The 22386-nt window shown below is 68.9% G+C and carries 18 protein-coding genes and 4 pseudogenes; 8 read left to right on the top strand and 14 right to left on the bottom strand.

Features of this window, described 5'->3' with window-relative positions:
* Positions 1 to 347 precede the first annotated feature (347 nt).
* The 7 genes and pseudogenes from ACWD01_RS34880 to ACWD01_RS34850 all read right to left on the bottom strand — a co-directional run.
* Positions 348 to 847 (bottom strand): annotated as a pseudogene (locus ACWD01_RS34880) (rod shape-determining protein); the annotation flags it as partial.
* A gap of 469 nt (positions 848 to 1316) precedes the next feature.
* A complete protein-coding gene (locus ACWD01_RS34875; RefSeq protein WP_451167669.1) occupies positions 1317 to 2315 on the bottom strand; it encodes an ArsA family ATPase in 999 nt (332 codons plus the stop codon).
* Entirely contained in the window at positions 2306 to 2563 is a 258-nt protein-coding gene (locus ACWD01_RS34870) for a cory-CC-star protein (RefSeq protein WP_451167667.1), read from the bottom strand. Before ACWD01_RS34870 ends, ACWD01_RS34875 begins: the two co-directional genes overlap by 10 nt.
* A complete protein-coding gene (locus ACWD01_RS34865; protein ID WP_451167665.1) occupies positions 2560 to 4260 on the bottom strand; it encodes a carbon starvation CstA family protein in 1701 nt (566 codons plus the stop codon). Before ACWD01_RS34865 ends, ACWD01_RS34870 begins: the two co-directional genes overlap by 4 nt.
* A gap of 771 nt (positions 4261 to 5031) precedes the next feature.
* A pseudogene (locus tag ACWD01_RS34860) lies at positions 5032 to 5184 on the bottom strand (DDE-type integrase/transposase/recombinase); the annotation flags it as partial.
* Positions 5185 to 5357: 173 nt separating this feature from the next.
* Positions 5358 to 5720 (bottom strand): annotated as a pseudogene (locus ACWD01_RS34855) (FAD-dependent oxidoreductase); the annotation flags it as partial.
* Between the two features lie 144 nt (positions 5721 to 5864).
* Complete coding sequence (locus ACWD01_RS34850; RefSeq protein ID WP_451167679.1) at positions 5865 to 6386, bottom strand: AMIN-like domain-containing (lipo)protein; 522 nt, start codon at positions 6384 to 6386, stop codon at positions 5865 to 5867.
* Between the two features lie 297 nt (positions 6387 to 6683).
* Between ACWD01_RS34850 and ACWD01_RS34845 the strand changes: the two genes are divergently transcribed.
* On the top strand, positions 6684 to 8165 hold the full coding sequence (locus ACWD01_RS34845) for a short-chain fatty acid transporter (RefSeq protein ID WP_451167663.1): 1482 nt from the start codon (positions 6684 to 6686) through the stop codon (positions 8163 to 8165).
* A gap of 83 nt (positions 8166 to 8248) precedes the next feature.
* On the opposite strand, the gene ACWD01_RS34840 is transcribed toward ACWD01_RS34845, so the two are convergent.
* The gene (locus ACWD01_RS34840) at positions 8249 to 8644 is read right to left on the bottom strand and encodes a hypothetical protein (RefSeq protein WP_451167662.1); all 396 of its coding nucleotides are present in this window, start codon (positions 8642 to 8644) and stop codon (positions 8249 to 8251) included.
* Positions 8645 to 9123: 479 nt separating this feature from the next.
* On the opposite strand from ACWD01_RS34840, the gene ACWD01_RS34835 reads away from it, so the two are divergent.
* Positions 9124 to 9558: an IS3 family transposase gene (locus tag ACWD01_RS34835; protein ID WP_451167660.1), complete on the top strand. Its 435-nt coding sequence runs from the start codon at positions 9124 to 9126 to the stop codon at positions 9556 to 9558.
* Here ACWD01_RS34835 and ACWD01_RS34830 read toward each other — a convergent pair.
* Positions 9506 to 10144, bottom strand: coding sequence for a LysE family translocator (locus ACWD01_RS34830; protein ID WP_451167659.1), 639 nt, complete (start codon positions 10142 to 10144; stop codon positions 9506 to 9508). The two genes, ACWD01_RS34835 and ACWD01_RS34830, sit on opposite strands and share 53 nt — an antisense overlap.
* Before the next feature lie 141 nt (positions 10145 to 10285).
* On the bottom strand, positions 10286 to 11287 hold the full coding sequence (locus tag ACWD01_RS34825; protein WP_451167657.1) for a transcriptional regulator: 1002 nt from the start codon (positions 11285 to 11287) through the stop codon (positions 10286 to 10288).
* A gap of 109 nt (positions 11288 to 11396) precedes the next feature.
* On the opposite strand from ACWD01_RS34825, the gene ACWD01_RS34820 reads away from it, so the two are divergent.
* The 3 genes from ACWD01_RS34820 (at position 11397) to ACWD01_RS34810 (ending at position 15438) form a co-directional block, all read left to right on the top strand.
* Positions 11397 to 12017, top strand: coding sequence for an isochorismatase family protein (locus ACWD01_RS34820; protein WP_451167655.1), 621 nt, complete (start codon positions 11397 to 11399; stop codon positions 12015 to 12017).
* 1197 nt (positions 12018 to 13214) lie between these two features.
* Entirely contained in the window at positions 13215 to 14501 is a 1287-nt protein-coding gene (locus ACWD01_RS34815; protein WP_451167653.1) for an aminotransferase class V-fold PLP-dependent enzyme, read from the top strand.
* Positions 14502 to 14793: 292 nt separating this feature from the next.
* Entirely contained in the window at positions 14794 to 15438 is a 645-nt protein-coding gene (locus ACWD01_RS34810; protein ID WP_451167651.1) for a CBS domain-containing protein, read from the top strand.
* Positions 15439 to 15604: 166 nt separating this feature from the next.
* Here the strand turns inward: ACWD01_RS34810 and ACWD01_RS34805 are convergent, their stop codons facing one another.
* On the bottom strand, positions 15605 to 16507 hold the full coding sequence (locus ACWD01_RS34805; protein ID WP_451167649.1) for a hypothetical protein: 903 nt from the start codon (positions 16505 to 16507) through the stop codon (positions 15605 to 15607).
* A 138-nt stretch (positions 16508 to 16645) separates the two neighbouring features.
* Between ACWD01_RS34805 and ACWD01_RS34800 the strand changes: the two genes are divergently transcribed.
* Positions 16646 to 17398: a transposase family protein gene (locus ACWD01_RS34800; protein ID WP_451167647.1), complete on the top strand. Its 753-nt coding sequence runs from the start codon at positions 16646 to 16648 to the stop codon at positions 17396 to 17398.
* A gap of 339 nt (positions 17399 to 17737) precedes the next feature.
* On the opposite strand, the gene ACWD01_RS34795 is transcribed toward ACWD01_RS34800, so the two are convergent.
* The 3 genes and pseudogenes from ACWD01_RS34795 to ACWD01_RS34785 form a co-directional block, all read right to left on the bottom strand.
* The gene (locus ACWD01_RS34795; RefSeq protein ID WP_451167645.1) at positions 17738 to 18622 is read right to left on the bottom strand and encodes a GNAT family N-acetyltransferase; all 885 of its coding nucleotides are present in this window, start codon (positions 18620 to 18622) and stop codon (positions 17738 to 17740) included.
* A gap of 649 nt (positions 18623 to 19271) precedes the next feature.
* Positions 19272 to 19391 (bottom strand): annotated as a pseudogene (locus tag ACWD01_RS34790) (alpha/beta fold hydrolase); the annotation flags it as partial.
* A 254-nt stretch (positions 19392 to 19645) separates the two neighbouring features.
* Entirely contained in the window at positions 19646 to 20074 is a 429-nt protein-coding gene (locus ACWD01_RS34785; protein ID WP_451167643.1) for a subtilase-type protease inhibitor, read from the bottom strand.
* 589 nt (positions 20075 to 20663) lie between these two features.
* Here ACWD01_RS34785 and melC1 point away from each other — a divergent pair.
* Both melC1 and melC2 read left to right on the top strand, forming a co-directional pair.
* Complete coding sequence (melC1, locus tag ACWD01_RS34780) at positions 20664 to 21065, top strand: apotyrosinase chaperone MelC1 (RefSeq protein ID WP_451167642.1); 402 nt, start codon at positions 20664 to 20666, stop codon at positions 21063 to 21065.
* Between the two features lie 24 nt (positions 21066 to 21089).
* Positions 21090 to 21929, top strand: coding sequence for a tyrosinase MelC2 (gene melC2 / locus ACWD01_RS34775; protein ID WP_451167641.1), 840 nt, complete (start codon positions 21090 to 21092; stop codon positions 21927 to 21929).
* Positions 21930 to 22386 lie beyond the last annotated feature (457 nt).

Here is a 22386-nt window from a genome sequence, read left to right as displayed (position 1 = left end):
GGAGGTCCGGCATCTTCCCGCCTGCTTTGGTCGGCTCCTTTTGGTCTCCGGGCACGTCTCATCGAGCTTGACAGCCCCGAGATCAATTTCGGTGTCTGACGGCTGTCGGCCTGGCTCTGAGGTGCGGAAGCTCGGCGCTCGTGACGCGAAGGCGGCCCCGAGTCTCACGGGGCCATGACGTCCCGGCCGGGGCCCCTCACCCGTGACACCTTGGGCTCCCCGTGCACTGAGGTGAGTGACCCCAGCGGAGTCAAAGGGGCCCGCGCTGCGTGGAGGGGGTACGCGGGCTCCGATGTGCAGGGGCAGGCCCGTTCCCCCCGGGACAGGTCTGCCCCTGCAACGTTGCGTCATCTGCACGGCTGGGCGTCCAGCACTTGCTGGAGTGGCTCGAACTCCTCGAGGCACTTGCCGGAGCCGAGCGCCATGCTGTTCAGCGGGTCCACGGCGATGTGGATAGGCATGCCGGTCTCGCGGCGCTGCCGCTCGCCCAGGCCGCGCAGCAGGGCGCCGCCTCCGGTGAGCACGATTCCGCAGTCCATGATGTCGCCGGACAGCTCCGGCGGGCACTTTTCGAGGGTCGTCTTGACCGCGTCAACGATCGCGTTGACCGGTTCCTCGATCGCCTTGCGGACTTCGGCCGCGGAGATGACGACGGTCTTCGGCAGCCCGGAGACGAGGTCCCGGCCGCGGATTTCGGTGTGCTCGTCGGGGTCGAGGCCGTACGCCGAACCGGTCGTGGTCTTAATCAGTTCGGCTGTGGGGCGCCCACGAGGAGGGAGTGCTCCTTCTTGGTGTGCTGGATGATGGCGTTGTCCAGTTCGTCGCCCGCGACAGGGATGGACTGGGCGAGCCACCATGCCTGGTCCACGAAGTCGCTGCGCTCGCCCAGTGCCGGTCCACCTTCTGGAGGCCAACCACGTCGGCCTTGAGCACCGACAGCGATTTACTGATGTAGCGCAGGTCGAGCTCGTCGTCGGGGCCGGCGCCATGGTGGATGTTGTAGGCCGCCACCCGCAGCGACACGGAACGGCCCTCGGGCGCGTCGGCGGCGGGTACGACCGCGGCAAGCGCCATCAGTAACCAGAGCGGTGACGACTGCGAGCAGGTGCGCGGCGAGGCGCGCCGGTCGTGCGAACACGGATCCTCCTGAAGTGCCCTGCTGGCCCGGCCGGTTGGCCGGACCGGCCGGATCTGGTCGAGGCCGCGGCAGGGGGGCGCGATCACCCTGGCGCAGCCTGGCAACACCCACAAGAACCGCGATCGCCAGCTCGGCGCGCGCCACGGACCAGCAGGTAGTGCCGGAATCATCCGGAAACTCAGGAAGAGGAGGGTCCGAGCCGGTCGGCCAGCGCGGCAAGCGCCTCCGTGCCCACCAGATCCCCCGGCAGCAACGGCACGTCGAGCAGCGGTACGTCCGGGACCTGCTTCCGCAGCCGGACGAGATGCTCGTCCTCCTGCCTCCGGCGCCGGGCGAGCAGCTCACCGGCGTCCGCCGGGGAACGGCGGTTGGCGACGAGTGCGGCCACGTCGACGCCGAGGCCGGTGAGCTTCTCGTACACCTCCATGGTCTCGGCGATCGGGAGCAGCTCGGCGGTCAGCACGACCACGAACCCGGTCTGCGCCGGGTCCGTCACCACTTCGCGCAGCCGGGAAAAGCGGTTGCGCCGGCGTACGAGGATCCGTCGCAGCTCGGCGTCGCGGTCGGTCTCCTCGGCGCCGCCGAGACCGCGCACCGCGGCGCCGAACCGTTCGGACCGGTCACGGTTGGCGAGCAGGGTCTCGGTCCAGGAGGTGAGCTGCTCGGGCAGCGCAAGCAGCCGCAGCGTGTGGCCGGACGGGGCGGTGTCGAAGACGACCAGGTCGTACGCCTCCTCCCCGAGCTCCACCGCCTCGGCGATCCGCTCCAGCACCGCCGACTCGTGGGTGCCGGGCGCCTGTCGGGCCAGCTCCAGATGCCGGGCGGCCGGTGCGTGCATCCGCTCGGGGAGCAACCGCCGGATCATCCCGGCGACCGCAGACAGGTGCTGCTCGACCGTGCGCTCCGGGTCGATCTCCAGCCCATCGACGTAACCCTCCGTCCCGGCCCCCGCCCCGGGGGCGAGGTCCCCGGGGCCGGCGAGGCGCACGGGCTCGTCGCCCACGGGGCGGTCCCAGAGGTGGCCGAGGTTGTGGGCGGGATCGGTGGAAACCAGCAGCACGCGGGCGCCCGCCCCAGCACGGCCGAGGGCGAGCGCCGCGGCGATGGACGTCTTGCCGACCCCGCCCTTGCCGCCGACGAAGACGACCCTGCGCGAGGTGATGAGGTCTAGCAGCATCCGACATGCTCCAGTGGCGAGTGGTCCATGCCCATCCGGTGGTGCCAGGCGTGGAAGTCCTCATAGAGGGCGGGCATCAGCTCGACGGTGTAGTACGCCGCCGGGTCAGGCACGCCCAGTGCCTCCGCGAGGACGACCATCCGGAAGAGGTCGTCCTCCTCGCGCCGGGCGCGGGCGAAGGTACGCCGGTAGGGGCCGGCGTAGAACTCCTCCAGCCCGGCCCGGAGCGAGGCCCAGCGGGATGTCACCCCTTCAGCTCGGCTTTCTCCGTCACATCGGCGTCAAGGGCCTCCGGCGGCTCCTGGGACGCCCGCCGCATCGCGACGGCCGCCTCGAAGGCGACCCACACGGCGGCGACGATGATGACGACGTCGATGGCCAGCAGCAGCCAGTCCCGGGCCTCGTAGAGGTCGCCGAGCTGCGCAAGCGCGGCCCAGAACGCCATCACGAACACGAACGCGAGCGGCACCAGCACAGGCGCCGGGTTGCGCCGCTTGCGGATCAGCATGACCGCGACGATGGACAGGGTCAGGGCGGCCAGCAGCTGATTGCTGGTGCCGAACAGCGGCCAGATACGGAGGCCGCCGGCGCCGTCGGCACCCTGGCTGAAGGTGAGTGCCATACCGGCGGCGAGCGCAATGAGGGTGCCGACACTATTGTTGATCTTCACCTTTGCGACCTCGCCGGCCTCCTGGACGACGAAGCGCAGCAGGCGCACGCCGGTGTCCATGGTGGTAGCGGCGAACAGGATCGCCATGGTGGCCAGGACCGTCGAGCTCAGCGAGGCCGGCAGGCCCAGGCCACTGTTGACGATCTCGCCGCCGCCCGCGACGAACGCCCCGACACCGCCCTGGCCGAAGGCGCTGTAGACGGCCTCCCAGTCGGCCAGGGTGCGGAAGCCCGCGACGGCGGCGATGATCGCGCCGAGCGCGAGCATGCCCTCGCCGACCGCGCCGAAGTAGCCGACGAAGCGGGCATCGGTCTCCTTGTCCAGCTGCTTCGAGGTGGTGCCCGAGGAGACCATGCCGTGGAAGCCGGAGATCGCGCCGCACGCGATGGTGACGAAGAGCAGAGGCAGGAGGTCCGGGGTGCCCGCGGGCACGGCGTCGTTGATGGCCGGGGCGACGATCGCCGGGGCGCTCAGCAGCACCGAGACGAACAGGATGCCGAGCCCGACGAAGAGCTGGACGCCATTGATGTAGTCACGCGGCTGGAGCAGCACCCACACGGGCAACAGGGAGGCTATGCCGGCGTAGACGAAGAGGGCGACGATCCAGAAGGTCGCCGGGGACATGCCCAGGATCGGGTCGGGCAGCTCCACCGGGACGGCGTCACCGAGGAGGATCAGGCCGTAGAGCGCCGCGACGCCGAGCACGGTGACCAGGCCGAGGCTCATCTTGTAGCGGTAGATCGCCTGGCCGACCAGCAGCGCCACCGCGACCGCGCCCCAGGCGGGGATCACCGCCGAGGGGGTGGAGATCAGCAGGTTCTTGATGACCACCGCGAAGGCAGCGATCACCATCAGGAGCAGCAGGAAGATCACGACGAGAAATAGGTTCGCGCCCCGGCGGCCGATGTAGCGGCCGGAGAGCATGCCCATCGAGCGGCCCTTGTTGCGCGCCGAGGCCCACAGGGCGCCCAGGTCGTGCATGCCCGCGAAGAAGACCGTGCCGAGGGTGACCCACAGGAACGCGGGCAGCCAGCCCCAGATCACGGCGACTGCGGGGCCGACGATCGGCGCTGCGCCCGCGACCGAGGTGAAGTGGTGACCCCACAGCACGAACTTGTTGGTCGGGACGTGGTCCACGCCGTCCTGCAGCTCGTGCGCGGGCGTCTTGAAGGACGCGTCAAGCTTGTAGACCCGGTTGCCCAGGAATTTCGAGTAAAGGACATATCCGCCCGCGAACATCGCAAGGCCGATCAATAGCAGCGGAATAGCATTCATACGAGATGCCCTCTGGGTTCTGGGAGATGGAGCCGCTGCCCTGCACGAGATGTCACCTAGCAGGCAGACAGGGGGGACGGTGGAGCGTGGCCCCCCTCGACCGAGGGAGACTGGCGCCCAGAATGGGGAACCGGGCGCTTATGCTCCTTTTGCGCAGCTTGGCGGCGTACCCGGACACGATGTGCTGCGCCTGGGCGGCGACTGTGCCGCGGCAGCGGCGGAACTCTCCCGCCACGGCCACACGCACCTGGTCGAAGCCGTCGGTTAACATCTGGCTCGGCGTGAGTCCGTACCCACTATCTGTCACTGGTGCCCCTACCTCCTGCACGGATGCCGCGAGCCAGCCGCCCGGCGGTCTGCTCAAGAGTTGTCGAGGGTCCCGATTCGGTTGACAGCAGATTGCGTCGAAGTTTCGGACGGCGGGCCATGACGTGCGTCATCGCCCAGTAGACGCGGGAGGCGGAAGAGGCCGGGCGGTGCTCGTACTAATCGAGCTTCGCGCTATCCCACGGCGGCAGGCCCTCGGTCATCACCGACGACATGCCACACACCGTGCTCCGACGCCGCGCGAACGGCGAGACCGTGGAGGACATCCAGCCCGACCCGCTCATCCCGACCAGCTGCCGCAAGGGACGGAGCCCAGCCAGACGTAACCCCGAGGCCGTCGAGACGGCGCACGCGGACTTCGCCGTCCTCCAGCAGCGCGACCACAGCGCCTTCTGGAGTCGCGGCGGTTGTCAGGCAGCTGAGCGGCCCAGGAAGCGAAGGGCGCATCGCGTAACCGATGACTTCCTTCGTGTAGCAGTCGATTACCGTCGTGAGGTACAGCCAGCCCTCCCCGGTCGCGATGTAGGTGATGTCACCGACGGACTTTCCGCCGGGCGCAACGGGGGTGAAGTCACGGCCCCCCAGGTCCGGCACCATGCCGGCCGCGGCCTGGGTGAGGCCGAACCTCTCCGGCCGTGACTGGCAGGGCACCAGGCCCAGTTCGCGCATGGCAGCGGGCCAACTCCATGCCCGCGGCGACGCCCCAGCGGTCCAGCTGGGCCTGGATGCGCCGGTGTCCGTAGGTGCTGTCGGACATGTCGAAGGCTTTTGTGCGCGTCGGTGAAGACGCCCGTCCCGTCGTACTCGGTGACGGCGTTCTTCTTCATGAGGTAGTGCACACCGCGGACGCGTCCCTCGGCCACCTTCCGGCTGCGCAGGAGCCTCCCGGTCGTCGAAACCGACCTGACCCTCAATACGGATCCCGGAGGTCTTCGCCTCGTGCGTGAACAGATGGGCCAACTCGGCATGAAGCAGCAGCGCCTTGGAGGGGATGCACCCCACGTTCAGGCACACGCCTCGCCAGTACCGCTCCTCGACCACCGCCACCGACATTCCGAGCCGGGCGCATCCGACAGCAGCGGTGTAGCCGCCGGGGCGGCCCCGAGAACCACGACATCGAAGTGTGCACTCATACCGGCACGATAGGCGTCCGGCCCTTGACGAGCGGGGCAATCCCCGGACGACATGGGCGCAATGCACCGGGCGGACCAGAGACGCGGGCCGCACGCCCCGCCGAGCGGAGGGGGTCCCGGTGCGGAGACCGGGACCCCGTGCTGTCACCGGCCGCAGACCGGTGGCGCGTGCCGGATGTCGAGCACGAAGCGCTCCGGCGAGTGGAGGACGCGGGTCGTGTAGGTGGGCTTGGTCGTGAACGCGGCTCCCAAGGTGACCACTCCTTCGAAATCGCCGGTGAGGGCGAGGCCCTTCAGGGAGGGAAGCCAGATCTTGGTGAGCTTGGGGCCCTTGTAGACGGACCCGCCGTTGTCGTCGTGTGCGGCGGCCGGCGAGAGCCTGATCTCCAGGAAGTGCTTTCCGGCGAGCGGGACCTCGGTCCCGAGGCCGTCGTAGTGCAGCTTCTTCACCGGCTGAACGGTGATGGGAGGCACCTTGCCGCGGATGTCGATGACGATCCGGTCGAAGGAGCTGTGGCCGCCCCAGCGTGCGTTGGTGACGAGGGCGGTCGCCGGAGCTGGGGAGGGTGCGGCGGACTGCGAGGCGGACGCGGGGATCGTCGATCCGATCCCGGCGGTGAGGAGGATGGCCGCGGCGGCAGCCGCGAGCCGTGACTGGTGGTGCATGGTGCCCCCCGTTTCTTCCTGTGCGGGGACTGCGGTGTCACTCATGGAGACACGCCTCGAATATGAATGGTTGCAGCATTATCGCCCCATTCCTTGATATTTACCGATGCCGTCGGGCAATGTCCCCGGACCTCCCGCGCAAGCCCCGTTCCCGGCCACCCACCGGGCACTCAAGGGGCCGCCCGCCATGACTACCGCGCGGTCTATGGGCTCCGGGCCCATAGTGATCGTCGCCGTCCTGCTCTACCTTCCTGGTCCGCGGTGCATGTGATGCGCCTGGGCGTGAGGAGATGTCGGATGGCTATGACGAGAACAGGGCGGACCACGGGCAACACGCGCGAGAACGTCCTCGCCCGCATCGCCCTGCGATTCACCGCCGCCACGGAGCGCTGGCTGCCGGACGCCTTCGGCTTCGTCCTCGTCGGCACCTTCGTGGTCCTCGCACTCGGCCTGCTGACCGGTGCGCCGGTCACGGGGGCGCCCGACGATCCCACGGCGACCACCGGATACGGGCTCGTGGACGCCTGGGGCAAGGGCTTCTGGTCACTCATCCAGTTCACGCTCCAGATGGCAATGATCATCATCGGGGGCTACGCGGTCGCGGTGTCCCGGCCCGTCGCCCGGCTGATCTCCCGCCTCGCCAGAGTGCCCCGGAGCCCGCGCGCCGCCGTCGCGTTCACTGCTGCCGTGTCGATGGTGTCGTCGTACCTCAACTGGGCGTTCAGCCTGATCTTCACCGCGATCCTCGCCAAGGAGATCTCCCGGCTGGTGCGCGGTGTCGACTACCGGGCGATCGGCGCGATGGCGTTCCTCGGACTCGGTACCGTCTGGGCGCAGGGCCTCTCCGGATCGGCCGCCCTCCAGGTCGCCAGCGCCGGGGCGAGCCCCGAGGCGGTGCAGAAGGTCATCGAGGAAGGCCGCGGCTCGGGCCTGATCCCGCTCACCGAGACCATCTTCCTGTGGCAGGGCATGGCCGCCACCGCCGTCGTGTTCCTCGTCGCGGTGGTCCTCGCCTGGTTCCTCGCCCCCTCGCCCGAGGCAGCCAAGACGGCCGAGGACCTGGGCATCCGCCTGCGGCCACTGCTGGAGGAGAAGCGCGAGGACACCGGCGCCGGCGAGCCGCGCCGACCTGGCGACTGGCTGGAGCACAGCCCGGCGTTCGCCGTCCTGATCTTCCTGCTGGGCGTGTGGTACCTGTACCGCTACTTCGCCTCGGCGACGGGCAATCCCCTCAACGCCCTGGACCTGAACACGGTCAACCTGATCCTCATCCTGCTCGCTCTGATCCTGCACTGGAGGCCGGCGCGGCTCGTGGCGGCCGTACGAGAGGGAGTGTCCGCCGCGTCCGGTGTGCTCATCCAGTTTCCGCTGTACGGCGGCATCTTCGGCATGATCGCCTTCACCGGCCTGTCCTCCACCATCGCCGGCTGGCTGACGGAGATCTCCAACGCCTTCTTCTATCCGGCCCTCATCGCGGTCTACTCCTGCGTCCTTGGTGTGTTCGTGCCGAGCGGCGGCAGCAAGTGGGTGATCGAGGCTCCGTACGTGATGGACGCGGCCAACCAGCTCGAGGTGCACCAGGGCTGGATGGTGGTGGTGTACGACCTGGGCGAGGCGAGCGCCAACCTGCTCCAGCCCTTCTGGATGCTCCCGACCCTGGCGATCCTGGGCCTGAAGGCCCGGGACATCATGGGCTACACCTTCGCGATGTTCCTGGTCTGCTTCCCCGTCGTCCTCGTGGTCGTCACCCTGTTCGCGCAGACGCTCACCTTCCCGTGACGGTCCGCGCCGCCCGGGCAGGCCGGGCGGCGCGGCGGGGCCCGTCAGGGCAGCGGGGCACCCGTCGGTTCGCTGGCGGATCCCTACGGGCTCGGTCTCCGGAGGGTGCCTCTATGTTCTTCGTCAAGCCCGGGCTGGTCATGCGGCAGCGGTTTGGGGCGTGACTCGACGCTGGAGATGTCCTGTGCAACGCGGACCACGTGTGCGAAGCGGCTGTTGGCCTCGTCCGTGCCCTGGAACTCCTCCGGCCACAAGTCGTTGCGGTACGAACGGACGAACCGCCGGAATTCCTGGACCGAGGTGCCGGACCGGATCAGGGTGTCCTCGAACTGCTCCACCAGCGCGTGAATGACGGCTGCCGGAACCGCGGCGTCCTGCGACAGCGACTTCTGGATCCGGAACGCTGCCTGCTCTGCGAGACCGCTGAACAACTCGTGCAGGTCCTCGGCGCCCTCTTCGGTCAGGGGACCCTGCTGCATCTGCTCGCCGGTGTCCGGGTGGGTGACCTGGAGATTCAGAGGGGCGAGGTCGGGGCGTACCCGGGGGTAGAGCAGGGTGCGGTACTCCAGCCGTACGTCCAGCAGGCTGTTGACCGCGGAGGCCAGGTCCGGGCAGGGCTGGGAGGGACGGGCGAACAGTTCGACCAGTTCGGCCAGGACATCGCGTCCGGGCCGGGCGGCAGGAGAGGCGGTGGTGCCATCGGAACTGGACGCGCTGTCCGCATGCCTCCCGTCATCAGGTTTGAAGCGCGCCCCGCACTCGGCCTCGAGTACCGCGGCCGTGCGGTCCCAGGCAGCGGTGAGCCGGCCGTGAAGAAGTCGTCCAACACCGTGAACCTCGGCTGATCTCGACTTGGATCCTGCTGAATTCCGGCCCTGCGAACGCCGCCGCGTGAGCAGGCCGAGACGATCGAGGTTCTGCGAAAAGCGGCGGTCTTCTTCACGAAGGAGAGCGATCGATGAACGACGTGTATGCGTTCATCGAGGCGGAGAAGACCACCCACCCAGTCGCTCTGCTGTGCCGGCTCCTGAAGGTGGGCCGGTCCTCCTTCTACGCCTGGCCGGCCGGCGAGCAGGCCCGCGCCGACCGCCGGGCCGCCGATGATGCCCTGGCCCACGAGATCACCGTGCTGCACATCGCCTCCCGATGCACCTACGGGGTGCCGCGTATCCATGCCGAGTTGCGCAGGCTGGACCGGCGGGTCAACCGCAAGCGAGTGGAGCGGATCATGCGTGAGCGCGACATCACCGGGGTCACCCGTCGCAAGCGCCGGTCGCTGACCCGTCCGGCGAAGAAGGCGGTGCCCGCTCACGACCTGATCCATGATCTGCCGGCAGAACCTAATCCTTGCGGCCTGTCGCAGCAACGGTCACACCGAGGCCAATCATGGTGAGCCCACCAGCCCCGCCGACCATGGCGAGCCGCCGCGGTGAGCCGGCAAACCAGCCCCGCGCGGTGGCCGCGACCAACCCCCACACGCTGTCAGAAGCCACCGCGATGACGTTGAAGACCAAGCCGAGCAACAGCATTTGAAGCATGACATGGCCCTGGCCACGGTCGACGAACTGAGGCAGGACGGCGGCGAAGAACACGATGGTCTTGGGATTGGCCACACCGACCGTGAACCCCTCCCAAAGCGTGCGCAGGTTGCCCTGCGTGGGACGATCGCCTGTGAACTCGGCATGCAACGATCCACGCTGTCGCACCGCCTTGACTCCGAGATAAACCAGGTACGCAGCGCCCACGAGCTTCAGCGCTGTGAAGACGAGGACTGAACGCTCCACGACGGCCCCGACCCCGAGAGCCACGGCCACGACAAGTACGTAGGCTCCCAGTGTGTTCCCCGCCACCGTGGCCAACGCGGCACGGCGGCCCTGCGCCAGTGCCCGCCCGATCACAAACAGCACACTGGGACCGGGGACCACGATCAGAAGGAACGACATGGCCGCGAAAGCCAGTAGACGGTCGGTAGACACCATGAAGCCCATCTAACACGGCGGCTCATCGCGTCTGCAGTCCTTTCCCGGCATAGACCCCATGCAGATCGGAGAGGAACCGGCCAGCGACTTGTCCCCCGCCAGACGCCGCGAGCGGTCCAGCGACGACTCGCCGGACAGGCCCTAGTAACAGGACTGCCCGCACAGAGCGTGGCCCAAGGACGAGCGGCCGTAGAAGACCTCGCGGCCGCTGCGGTTGCGGGTCAGCAGTCCGCCGGCGTGCAGCACCTTGAGGTGCTGACTGACCGCTCCCGGGGTCATGGACAGTCGACGGCCAAGGATGACCGTGGTCGCGGGTTCTGTGAGGGCGACGAGGATTCTGGCCCGGGTGCGGCCGATGAGCGCGTCGAGCGCATCGGGTGTGGGGACCGTTCCCTGCTGCCACACTGTGGCAACGCCGGGCGCGGGGTAGATGAGCATCGGCTGGTAGGGCTCCGCCATCACCAGTGTGTCCGGCCATTGGAAGACGCTCGGTACGAGGATCATCCCGTCTCCGCACAGCGGGCCGTCCCGCCGCCACGCCATGGTGCGGACACGAAGGACACCGTCGTCCCAACGGACGTTCTCATGCAGATCATTGAACATCACCGCCGCGCCCTCGCGAGTGAGTTGCCGGGAGCGCCGCAGCACCTCGGATTCGAAAAGCCCCTGGATCTGGGGCCAGTACGGGGCGAGTGCCGTGTCCCAGTACTGCCGTAGCTGGGCGGCGGCGCGGGCCGTGCCTGCGGCGGGGTCGGCGAGGAACTCCTGCACCGGCCGGGTGTCCGCTGCCGGGACGCGGGCGACCTCGCGCGCCGCTTCGTCCGGGTCGGCCGAGGCCACGAGGCCGAGTTCGGCGGCGATGTCCGGCAGCGGCCCCGTGGGAGGCGGGGTGAGGAAATCGGGGATGTAGGCACCGAGCGGGGCGAGCGCGAACAGCAGCCGCAGGTCCATGGCGCGCAGCCGGGGACGTACGCCGCGCATCCACGGCAGATGCAGGGCGTGGCGCCCGGGGTCCTGGAGCATACGCAGGCTCCCGACCGCCTCGGACACCGGGGAGAAGGCGAACCGCAGCCGCGCCAGGTCCCCGGGCGTGAAGTCGAACTCGGCGTACGGCGTGGACAAGGCGGTTGAGGATTCAGGCACGGATGAAACATTCGCCGAGCCGGCTGCCTGTGGTCAACCATCGTGCCAACGGCCCGCGCCGCACGGCGGGGCCGATGCCCAACCGTTTCCTCCCGTAAAGGAACCTGTCATGATGAAGCCGTTCCACGAGCCCCTCACCTCCGACAACGCGGCCCTGTTGCTGGTCGATCACCAGATCGGACTGTTCACGGGCGTCCGGGACATGAGCGTCGACGAGCTCAAGCACAACGTCACAGCCCTGGCCCGGGCGTCCTTGCGCCTGGGCGTCCCGGTGGTCGCGACGACGACGTCGGTCGACGGCATGTGGGGCCCGCTCGTCCCGGAACTGCAGGCCGCCCTGCCCAAGGACCTGGACGTGATCGACCGGTCCACGGTCAACGCCTGGCACGACGAGCGCGTCCGCGGCGCGATCGAAGCCCTCGGCCGCAAGCGGCTCATCGTGGCGGGCACCTCCCTCGAAGTCTGCGCGGGGCTGCCGGCGATCTCGGCCACCGCCGCCGGATACACCGCGTACGTCGCCGTGGACGCCTCGGGGACTTTCTCCGCGACCAAGCGGGAGACGGGCCTGCTACGGCTCCAGCAGGCCGGCGTGATCGTCAGCGACTACGCGAGCCTCGTGGTCGAGATGCTCGCCGACAATGCCCACCCCATCGCGCCGCACGTGTACAGGGACCTGGACATGCCGTTCGGCACGCTCGTGAGCCAGTTCCTCGCCGCCCAGGCCCGGTGACACCGAAGCCTCGCTCGACGACATCATCGATGCCGAGGCGGGGGCACATGCCCGGCGCGCGGAAGCCGCAGGGGCAGTAGGCATTGTCGGCGACGAAGTGGTCAGGTCTGCGGGGTGGGCGGCCGGGCCGGTTCGGGGCACTCGGATGTGTTCGAGCAAGAGTTGGGCACAGACGCTCTCATGGCGTTCACCAGGGGAGCAGGACGATGGCCAGCGGCCTGCCGCGGCCGTCGCAGGCGAGGTGGAGCTGGGTGGTCACGCCTCCTCGGGACCGACCGAGGGCGTGGTCGTTGGTCCGTGGGCGAGTCGAAGACGAATCGGGACACGCCGGGGTGATGCCGCGTTCCACTGCTCCGCCCACGTCGTTGTGCGCGGGCTCGTCGGCGTAGGGACCTCAGCGGGGTAGGGGTGCCGCCGCACAGCACGCACGGGGCGGGCCGGTCGACAGCTTCGGCCCACCTGTCGATATCTCCGCTTCCAAACAGCTCTCAGCCGGAGATCTAGAATCGAAGGATCACAAGAACGTCCGGACGGAGAAGGTGTGATGACGGGCCATAGGGTGAAGATCGGTTCGAGCGGGGCAGTATCGGCGCTGCTGGTCGCGAGCCTCGCCGCGTGCGGATCCGGCAGCACATCAGGTGAGTCCGGTCCGACGGGAGGGCACCTGGCAACGCGTCAGCGTCAGCGCTCGCCCCGAGTGATCTTGGCACGTGACCTTCCGCGGGCGCTGGGGAGGACTGAACCGTTCCGGGCTCGGTAGAGATCTCAGAGGTTGGTTGTGACCTGGGGTTTCGTGGTGTTCAGGGAGTGGTTGGCTTCATATGCAGCGGGCGGGATGTGCCCTATTTCACCGTGGAGCCGGGTGTGGTTGTACCAGTCCAGGTGTGAGACCGGTGAGCTCGCCCATTCAGCTGTCGCCAGTTCTTCGAGGGTCCAACATCATTGGTGACCGTGTGTGGTCGCCGCGGCCTCTGAGGTCGAATTCCTCTGCCCAGCGAAGAGGAAGGACGGAGTGCGTCTCCAGGGCAAGATGGCTGGTCTCTTCGTGTGGTCTGTGCTGTGCGGCATCTCCGTAGAGCCCGTTTGGGTAACGGTGCTGTCGGCACCCGCAGCCACTTTGCGTAACCTCGTCATCAGAAGGGCGCCGGACAGCTATTCCGCCACCGCTCCGCCGGTCGCGGTGCGAAGGGGTGCTGGATGTCGATGACGAGTCGGCGCGATCTGCTGGCGAAATCTGCGGGAGCGGTGGCGGTCACCCTCGTGCCCAGCTCCGGCGCGGCAAGGGTGGACACACCGCGGGAGCGGCCGGTCACCACGATCGACGGGCGTGTGGACTGGGACGCCTTGCGAGCGCAGTTTCGCCTGGAGCCTGGATGGGCGAACCTCGCGTTGTTCTATCTCGCCTCGCACCCGAAGGCGGTGCGGGATGCGGTGGATCATTTGAGGGCACAGGTCGACGCCAATCCTCTCTTGGTGCCCGCGGGCCTGGCGCTGCCCGATGGCCCCACCGGATGGCCCCGGGTACGCCAGGCGCTCGCTGCCTATCTGGGAGGCCGGGCCGAGCACATCGCGATGACGGCGAGCACAAGCATCGGGCTGGGGGTCTTCTACAACGGTGTCGTGACCCGTCCGGGACAGGAGTTCCTGTTGACCGAGCACGACCACATCTCCCAGCGCATGGCCGCCCGGCTGGCCGCCGAAAAGCATGGCAACACGCTACGGCTGGGCTCCTGGTTCACCGATCCGGCCACCGCGACGGCGGACGGCATCGCAGCGGCAGTCGGCGAGGCGATTCGTCCGAACACCAGAGTCGTGGGGATCACCTGGGTGCAATCGAGCACGGGGCTTCGGATGCCGGTGCGTGCGGTGGCCGAGGTGGTGCGCCGAGCCAATGAAGGCCGCAGCCCTGCTGACCGATGCCTGCTGGTCGTCGACGGGGTGCACGGGCTGGCGGCGATCGACGAGGATGCCGCCGGCCTGGGCGCGGACGTGGTGATCGCCGGAACGCACAAGTGGTTGTTCGGCCCAAGGGGAACGGGGCTGGTCTGGGTGGCGCCGGACGTCCTCGACCAGCTGCGGCCCACGTTCGTGAGCTTTATCAGGGGCGGGGGAGCAGCGCCCTTGTCGCCCGGCGGGTTTCTGGCGTTCGAGCATGCCTTCGCCCTGCCGGTGGCGGTAGCGCTGCATGAGCAGCTGGGCCGAGCACGCGTTGCCGGACGCATCACACAGCTGTCGACACGGGCGAAGCAAGGACTGAGCCGCATCCCCGGCGTCACCGTGCACACCCCTGCCGACGCGAAGCTGTCTGCGGGCATCACCTGTTTCAGCGTGGCCGGACACACCCATCAGCAGGTCGTCGACCACGCCGCCAACCACCGCGTGCGGCTGTCCACCTCGACCTACACCCGGATCGGTACCGCCGTTGTCAACACTCCAGCCGAGATCGACACCGCGCTGAACAGTCTGGCCGACCTCGCCCGCTGAAAACCGTTCTCGGACTCCGTTGCCTTGCCGCCTTCAGGGAAGTCGGTCCCGGTCGCCGGCCACCACAGGGCTGAGTGGCGGCGGTCGGTATCGACCGCGTACTCGGCCGCACTCCTGACCGGGGGGCCGCCGGCCTCCCCGCCGGGCCGAACGTCACTGGTCGCGGGAGCGGCACGGTGCTCTCATGGGTAGGGAAGGCGGCGGCGTGCACGAGCCGGCAGGGGCGCGGGGGCCTGCGCGCCGCGGGTGGTCCGCCCAGGCGGTCCATCGCAAAGCGGAGGAGGCCGATGCCATGCTGTACCGCCGCACGGTCGGTGACGTGATGACCGAGGAGGTCGTCACTTTCCGCCCCGACACACCGTTCCAGGAGGTCGCCGCCCTGCTGGATGCGAACGACATCGTCGCGGCCCCGGTCGTCGACGACGACGGCGCTCCCGTCGGCGTCGTGTCCGCCTCCGACGTGCTGCGGCACGAGACCGGCATGCCCGATCCGCAAGGTCAGGACGGGAACGACGAGCGCTCCTGGGGCAAGGCCCGGGCCCGGACCGCGGGCGCGCTCATGAGCAGCCCCGTCTTCACCGCCCGCGCCGACTGGACGATCTCCCGGGCCGCGCGGGAACTCCGCAAGCGGCACGTCAAGCAGCTGCCGGTGGTCGGCGACGACGGGCTCCTCACCGGCATCGTCACCCGCAGCGACCTGCTCGACGCCTTCATCCGCCCCGACGCCGTGATCCGCGGCGAGGTCGAGCAGGACGTCCTGGGGCGCATCCTCGGCCTGGACGAGGGCACCGTCACGGTCGAGGTCCGGGACGGGGTCGTCACCCTTCGGGGACACGTCCCAGAACCGCGTCTCGTCCCGGTGGTCGTGGGCCTCTGCCAGGGCGTCGACGGTGTTGTCGCCGTGGACGCCCACCTCACCGCCGCCCGGGCGGGTTAATACTGAGCCTTTTCCAACCTCATACCTGTGCTGCTCATCGGCCTGCTGACGACTGAACGCACCGATCTGTAGCGAGGTCATGACCAGCAGATCCGCAGTCGGTCCCGGCGGCCCAGACGCTTCGCCGAGCATGGTCAGCGGCGCTGACAGCCGGGTCAGAAAGGGCTCAGCGCTCCGGCAGCTCCCATGAAGCGAACCAGTGGGGGAACGGTCCGGCGGAGGGCGGGAAGGCGAACGGCGGGGTGCGGTCGGTGAGCAGGCGCAGCACGAACTCGCCGGTGCCGCAGTCGAAGCGCTGCCACTCACCGTCCAGGTACTGCACCAGAACCGGCCAGTCGTCGGGATCGGCCGGTCCGGTCAGCCAGTGGAAGGTCACCTCCTGCTCGGAGGTCCCCCATATGAGCACGCCGCCGGGCGCGGGGTGGACCGGGTATGGCCGGTACAGGTCGGCGTACCGCGCCATGTCCTGGCCCCAGGAGACTAGATCCGTGCCCAGCGCACCCGGCACCAGCAGGTCCAGGTACTCGTCGAAGCTGCCCGGGCCGAAGGCGTCGACGATGTTCTTGTAGTCACCGGGCAGCGCGGTGCACAGCGCTGCCTCCGTCGCGGCCCAGTCGACGCCGCACCGATCGGGCTCCGTCCACTCGGTGGCCTCCCGCAGCAACGCCACCCACCCGACACCGGGCGGGCGGGTGAACGCGCGCCGGGCGAGGATCACGACGCGGCGCGGGCCATCGGCGGTGGCCGTCACGCCGTATCCGAACCAGTGCTCGGCCAGCACCCACCCGCGCAGCTCCAGCAACCCGCCCTCCCCGCCGATGGGGAGCCCACCCTCCCCGCCCACCGGCGGACCGTCGGGCACCCCTGCCGCCCTACCCCCGACGACCCACGCACGTACAGGCAGACCCGCCCCGTCGACCACGTCCGCAGCGACGCGCTCCAGCTCGGCCAGATCCTCCGCGTCACTGGGCACACAGACATGCCCTGCCCCATGAATGGGCAGCGGGCAGTGCAATTCGGGCGCGCGCCAGGCGTCGTTCAGACGGGCGCGCAGAGCAGAGGCGTCCACGCGGCCAAGTGAACAGCACGGCACTGACATTGAGCCTTTTCAACCTGCATCAGCAGTACGCCGTTGGGCTGACATCAGGGTGAAGCCCCTGGTAGGTGGGTTTTCGACCAAGATCACCAGTCTGCCAGGAGCTTTCGCGTGCTTGTCTACCCGTCCGGTATCGATCTGTCCAGCCGCACTCTGCAGCACCTATCCGGTCTCCTCGCAGGCCACCGTCGTCGGATCGGCTCCCGGTGGCGGCGCCTGACCTGTGGCCGGCAGGCCGTGCTCGTCCTGGCCCACCTGCGCTGCGGCGACACCTACGCCCGCCTCGCAGCAGGTTTCCGCGTCGGGATCGCGACGGTCCACCGGTACATACGCGAGGCCGTCGACCTCCTGGCCGCTCTCGCGCCCACGCTGGAACAGGCCATGACGACGGTGCGGAAGAAGGCGTACGTGATCCTCGACGGCACCGTGCTGCCGATCGACCGCATCGCCGCCGACAGGCCGTACTACTCGGGGACGAAGAAGCACCACGGGATGAACGTGCAGGTCCTCGCGGATCCAGCCGGCCGCCTGATCTGGGCCTCGGACGTGCTACCCGGAGCCGTGCACGATCTGACCGCGGCCCGGACCCACGGCATTCCCGCCGCTCTCGCCGCTGACGACGTCAAGTGCTGGGCTGACAAGGCGTATCAGGGCGCAGGCCCTGCTGTCCGCGTCCCGTTCCGGGGCAAGAACCTGCGCGGCTGGCGTCGTCGTCACAACCGCGATCACGCCAAGATCCGCAGCCTCGGCGAACGCGCCATGGCCACCCTCAAATGCTGGCGGCTCCTGAGGAAGCTCCGCTGCAGCACCACCCGGATCACCGCCGTCGTCCGTGCCGTCGTCGCACTCGAACTCGCCACCTGATCAAGATGGAAAAGGCTCACTGCAACGGTCTTTGCCGTGACGGTTGGGCGGGTCGATCGTTGGTTTGTTTATGGGTGGGGTTCTTGTTGATGCCCGGTCGTGGGTGGGTGGAGCTGAAGGTCATGCGGAAGCGTCGACTCACACGGCTCCGACCTGGAGAAACGGTGCACGAACCGCTCGCAGAGAGGGCGCGGACTCACGTGGCGGGGCGGGAATGCACGCTGACGGCGTAGCCGCAGCCTTCGTAGATGTGCGTCGTCGCGGGCAGCCGTCGCAACCAGCGCCCGGTCCGCCACATCACCATGTCCGACGGCATGCCCACCCTCGGCGCCCCCGCCGCTACGGGCGACGGGTGAAAGAGTGCAGCCGGTCGACCTCTGTGCAGCCGACCCGGTCGTACAAGGCGTTGGCGGCGGTGCGGTCGCGCTCACGGTCGCCGGGCGGGGCGTCGTCGTCGACGTACAGGATCACTTCACGGGCGCCGAGCCCGGCCAGCAGGTCCAGCGCGGAGCCGAGCAGGGCCAGGCCCAGACCCCGCCCACGGGCGGGCGGGGCGACGCTGATCCACCACAGCACCCCGATCCCGGCCACGGGGCGGCCGATGGTGGCCTCCGCGACCGGTCCCCCGCCCTCGCGGACCTCCAGACGCCTGCCCGGAGGGTCCTCGCACTCCTCGACGGCGACGTGAGCGGCGTGCGGCAGCCCGGCGATCGGCAGATCCGCGCGCATATAACGCCACAGGTCCCGCGCGGTGAACCCGGCCGCCTCCAGCGCGCGGCGGGTCGCCGGACGGTGCAGCACCGGCAGGCCCTCCAGACCGAGGGTGAGCGCGGAGGCGAACTCCAAGGCGTGCACCGTGCATTGTTCCCCGAGCCGGCCGATCGCACGGGTGGCCAGGGCCTCAGCGAGGGACTGGTCTTCGCGGCAGTGCAGCCACAGGATGAACCCGGCCCCGTCGCTGGGACGGGTGGCGTACGAAACGACGCCCAAGACTGTGCCCGTCTCGTCATGGATCACCTCGGTGACGGGCGGCTCCAGCTCCGCCCACCAGCCGCCGTCCACCGGTGAACGGCCCGCCACGGCCTCCGCGAGCATCGCGGGCGTGGTCAGCGGCTGTCCGGGCAGCCGGTCGGCCGCCACCAGATCGAGCACCGCCGCCTCGTCGCCCGGCGCGTAGGGCCGCACCGACAGCCGCGCCCCCGAACGGAACGTCGTGACCGCCATGGGCTGCTCCCGCCTTCCCTACCAGGTGTTCCTCTCCAGCCTCCCCCACAGCGGCTCCATCGCACCCACGCCCAACGCCGGCGAGGCGCCGTCCGGTCCTGCAGGGCACGGGGACCACCGAGTCAGTTCTCCCTCGCTGCGTGACGCGTCCCCGGTACGCGGTCGAGTCCGCCTCACACTGCGCGGCGGACTCGACTCCTCCGTGCGGAGAGGGCTACAGGAGCCACGGACGGCACGACCGGCCGTCCACATGCCCGGTGGCCGGCGGGCCCGAGCGGCCGGGGCGGCGGCAGAGTGCGGCAAGGTCCCTCAGGACCCCTGGCAGACGGCGGCGTGCAGGTTCTGGGGGAACCCGCCGCTGAGCCGAACCTTCCCGACCTGGCGATCCGCCCGAGCGGGACGCGTCCGCCGGGAAGTACCGCAGGTCCGGGTGGGTCGGGTCGCGGTGCCGGAGGGAAGGACCGTGCGCAGGGCCTCGAAGTGACGCTCCCTTTCTCGCACGATCTGCCGCACAAGCTGGCCGTCGGTCGGTCGGCGGCCGGGATCCGGCCGTGGTCCACCGGCCCCGTGGGCCGCGCCATCCCGGAGCGCGTAGAGCGTCATGCCGCCGACGGTCACCGAGGTGCCCAGGGCCGCCCCCGCCGCCACTGCCCGGGTTCGCCGGTGTCTGCACCATGAGGGGTGGGACAGCGCCGACGAGGACTGCCTTGGGGACCCGGCCTGGCTTGGCGCGTGCGGCGTGGCGTGTGACTTCACCCCCGCCGGTCGTTTGCTTGCTCTCGCAGCTCTGGGCGTCCACACGTGAGGGCTCGGATGCCGAGCGGACCGCCGGCTCCGGTGCCGCTCGTGCCACAGCGGGAGGTTCCTGCGGTTTCCTGCCACGAGTTCAGCGGTCACATCCGGCGACAAGCCCGCGACCCGCCGCCTCCGAACATTGATGCACGAGCTCGTTCTGGAGGGTGGTCCGGCCCCCTTGGGGCCGGACCACCCTCCAGACGTAAGAGGCGTTGCCAATGCCGTGGGTCAGAAGTCGAACAGCGTCGTGACTCGGGAGTCCGCCACGCAGCTGTTGGGGAAGGTTCGCTCGTAGGAGACTCGGCGGCCCTCCCACACGCCGTCAGCTGTGAGGGTGACAGGAGCGTAGATCATCGGACAAGCGCGATCCGAGTCGTCGTTCAGGGTGAGTGCGGGCTGGCCATGGGCGCGTTCCAGGTCCGCGCAGGCGGCCTCGGCGTCCGGATGGGTTCCGCCGGTGGTCGGGTTGCAGGTGAGGGTGACCGCCCGTTCGACGGTCGCTGTTGTCGCGCTCTCACCCTGACCGGCGGTGAGCACCAGTGCGGAGGGCGCGTACAGGCTGTGCGGCGTGCTCGCTGCGGCAGGACCGGCGGTCAGAGCGAGGACGCCGGCGACCCCACCCGCAAGGCAGGTGATCTTGGTGACAGAGCGACGCATCAGAGTCTCCTTCTTCTCGACTACGGAGCTTGCAGCGTTACTCAGAAGCCGCGGGAGCTTCACATCGATGCCCCTCTCTTCGGACATCGGGGAGCGGGGAAACTGGCCCAAAAGGGCGACCCGGGCGCTACGGAGTTGGTGACGGTGCGGGTTTAGCGGCAGTTCGCCTTCGCGAGTCGTCGCCGACCCGGACGACCTCACCACCGTTAATGAGCCGTGACCTCTCGACCGAGATCGCACCTTTCCGGCCGGTGCGGGCCGGAGGTTGGTTGAAACGGCACAAAAATCCGCCGACCGTGTCTTTACGTCAAGCTGCCACGCCACTGGGCGAGTCAGGCTTCCGCGGACCGACGAAAATTCCTACAGCAACCGGGGAACGTCCCAAATAATTTTCTGGCTGGACAGCCTGCCGTCCGGGTGGACAGGACGATCTGCTTCTCCCCCAGTTGATCCTTCATGCAAATTCTGGCCGGATACCCGCCGATCCATGGCCCGTGACAAACTTTTCGGCAACGTTGGCGGGGTCCGGGGCAGTCGGACCTGACCATCAACTGCGCGGAAAGACCGCCTGCATGGGGAGAGGGAACGCATGCGTACTCGTCGCCGATTTCTTCGGGGTGGAACTGCGGCACTCGCGGCGCTGGCCGTCGCCGGAACAACCGCTGCTGTGTCCGGTGATGGATCCCATCGGGCGAACCCAGCAGGGCACGACGACCCAGCCCGGCCCCGCACGGCCGGGGAGCAATTCGACGAAACATACAAAGGCAGGCACATCCAGGGATGGCCGACTGATCACGGGCACCACGGGACCGTGAGCGGCTACCGCGTTCTGATAGACGGGACCGATCTCCACATCATGCAGAACGGAGACGGGACGTGGGTCAGCCTCATCGATCACTACGAGGTCTTTGCGACTCCGCGTGTCCTGGCACGGTCGGCGGTCGACAATCTGGACGGCGCCGACCTCGTCGCCGTTACGGCCCACCTGTGAGCATCCCTGAAGGAGACGCCTGGCATGGCCGTGCGAAAGAACCAGTCCACACTCACCTCCACCGAGAAGCGCGACTTCGTCGACGCAGTCCTCGAGCTCAAACGGGTCGGACGCTATGACGACTTCGTGCGCACCCACAACGAATTCATCATGAGTGATACGGACCAGGGAGAACGAGTGGGGCACCGCTCCCCGTCCTTTCTGCCCTGGCACCGGAAGTTCCTGCTCGAATTCGAGCAGGAACTGCAACGCATCATCCCTTCCGTGACGCTGCCCTACTGGGACTGGAGCACCGACGACAGGCCCGAGTCTTCCCTGTGGGCCACCGACTTCCTGGGCGGTGACGGACGCAGCCGCGACGGCCAGGTGATGAACGGACCGTTCGCGAACCTGGCCGGGAACTGGTCCATCGACACCCAAGTGGACACCCGCCACTTTCTGCGGCGCGCATTGGGCGGCGGACGAAGGCCCTTACCCAGGCGCGACGACATCGAGGCGGTTCTCGCCGTGGAAACGTACGACACACCGCCTTGGAACAGCACCTCGCGGGGTTTTCGCAACCTCCTGGAGGGCTGGCGCGGCGCCAACCTGCACAACCGGGTGCATGTCTGGGTGGGCGGCCACATGGCAACGGGCGCGTCCCCGAACGATCCGGTGTTCTGGCTGCATCACGCCTTCATAGACAAGCTGTGGGCAGACTGGCAGGCACGACACCCCGCATCACGATATCTGCCCGACACCCCGACCGAGAACGTGGTGGACCTGAACTCCACCATGCGTCCTTGGAACGATGTCACGCCACGCGACATGTTGGACCACGCTCAGTTCTACACATTCGACACAGAGCCCGGCCGTGCGCCGTGAACGAGGCGGCTGGGTTTCGCGCACCGTTGCACGGAAGCGCCACCGCGGTGGCCAGCTCTCCGGAAGCCACGGGGCTGCGGTCGACTGGTCCTCCCGCTTCGAAGAAGCGTCGGCCCCCGGCCGGCAATATTTCGCGGCCTACACCCGCACACGTTCAGCCACGTGGTCATAGCGGCCGCCCGGCGCTGCTGCCTGACAGCAACCGGACGGCACGTCACGACAGGGCCACCATCGGCTGATGCGGCACGAGCGAGGAACCGCCGTCCTTCACGGCCGGGAAGAGCAGCGAGCCCCGGCGACGGAGATCGGAATCTTCATCGCCGGGGCACAGACGGCGGGGGCCTACTTACTCGAGGATCTTGAGCAGCTTGTTGGGCGTTCCCGCGCTCGGGTTGGTGATCTTGTCGGCCGTCGCACCCTCGGTGAGGGCGGTGGCGACCTCCTCCGGGGTGGCCTC

The sequence above is a fragment of the Streptomyces sp. NPDC002835 genome (assembly GCF_053591995.1).
Note: the sequence above shows the minus strand (reverse complement) of the source record. Positions and strands in the feature narration are given on the sequence as shown.

Bases quoted from the DNA above. Each gene is read 5' to 3' on its own strand.
- ACWD01_RS34875 (WP_451167669.1), bottom strand. From the start codon at position 2,315: ATGCTGCTAGACCTCATCACCTCGCGCAGGGTCGTCTTCGTCGGCGGC.
- ACWD01_RS34865 (WP_451167665.1), bottom strand. From the start codon at position 4,260: ATGAATGCTATTCCGCTGCTATTGATCGGCCTTGCGATGTTCGCGGGC.
- ACWD01_RS34850 (WP_451167679.1), bottom strand. From the start codon at position 6,386: ATGCACCACCAGTCACGGCTCGCGGCTGCCGCCGCGGCCATCCTCCTC.
- ACWD01_RS34845 (WP_451167663.1), top strand. From the start codon at position 6,684: ATGGCTATGACGAGAACAGGGCGGACCACGGGCAACACGCGCGAGAAC.
- ACWD01_RS34840 (WP_451167662.1), bottom strand. From the start codon at position 8,644: ATGCAGCAGGGTCCCCTGACCGAAGAGGGCGCCGAGGACCTGCACGAG.
- ACWD01_RS34835 (WP_451167660.1), top strand. From the start codon at position 9,124: ATGAACGACGTGTATGCGTTCATCGAGGCGGAGAAGACCACCCACCCA.
- ACWD01_RS34830 (WP_451167659.1), bottom strand. From the start codon at position 10,144: ATGGTGTCTACCGACCGTCTACTGGCTTTCGCGGCCATGTCGTTCCTT.
- ACWD01_RS34820 (WP_451167655.1), top strand. From the start codon at position 11,397: ATGATGAAGCCGTTCCACGAGCCCCTCACCTCCGACAACGCGGCCCTG.
- ACWD01_RS34815 (WP_451167653.1), top strand. From the start codon at position 13,215: ATGTCGATGACGAGTCGGCGCGATCTGCTGGCGAAATCTGCGGGAGCG.
- ACWD01_RS34810 (WP_451167651.1), top strand. From the start codon at position 14,794: ATGCTGTACCGCCGCACGGTCGGTGACGTGATGACCGAGGAGGTCGTC.
- ACWD01_RS34795 (WP_451167645.1), bottom strand. From the start codon at position 18,622: ATGGCGGTCACGACGTTCCGTTCGGGGGCGCGGCTGTCGGTGCGGCCC.
- ACWD01_RS34785 (WP_451167643.1), bottom strand. From the start codon at position 20,074: ATGCGTCGCTCTGTCACCAAGATCACCTGCCTTGCGGGTGGGGTCGCC.
- melC1 (WP_451167642.1), top strand. From the start codon at position 20,664: ATGCGTACTCGTCGCCGATTTCTTCGGGGTGGAACTGCGGCACTCGCG.
- melC2 (WP_451167641.1), top strand. From the start codon at position 21,090: ATGGCCGTGCGAAAGAACCAGTCCACACTCACCTCCACCGAGAAGCGC.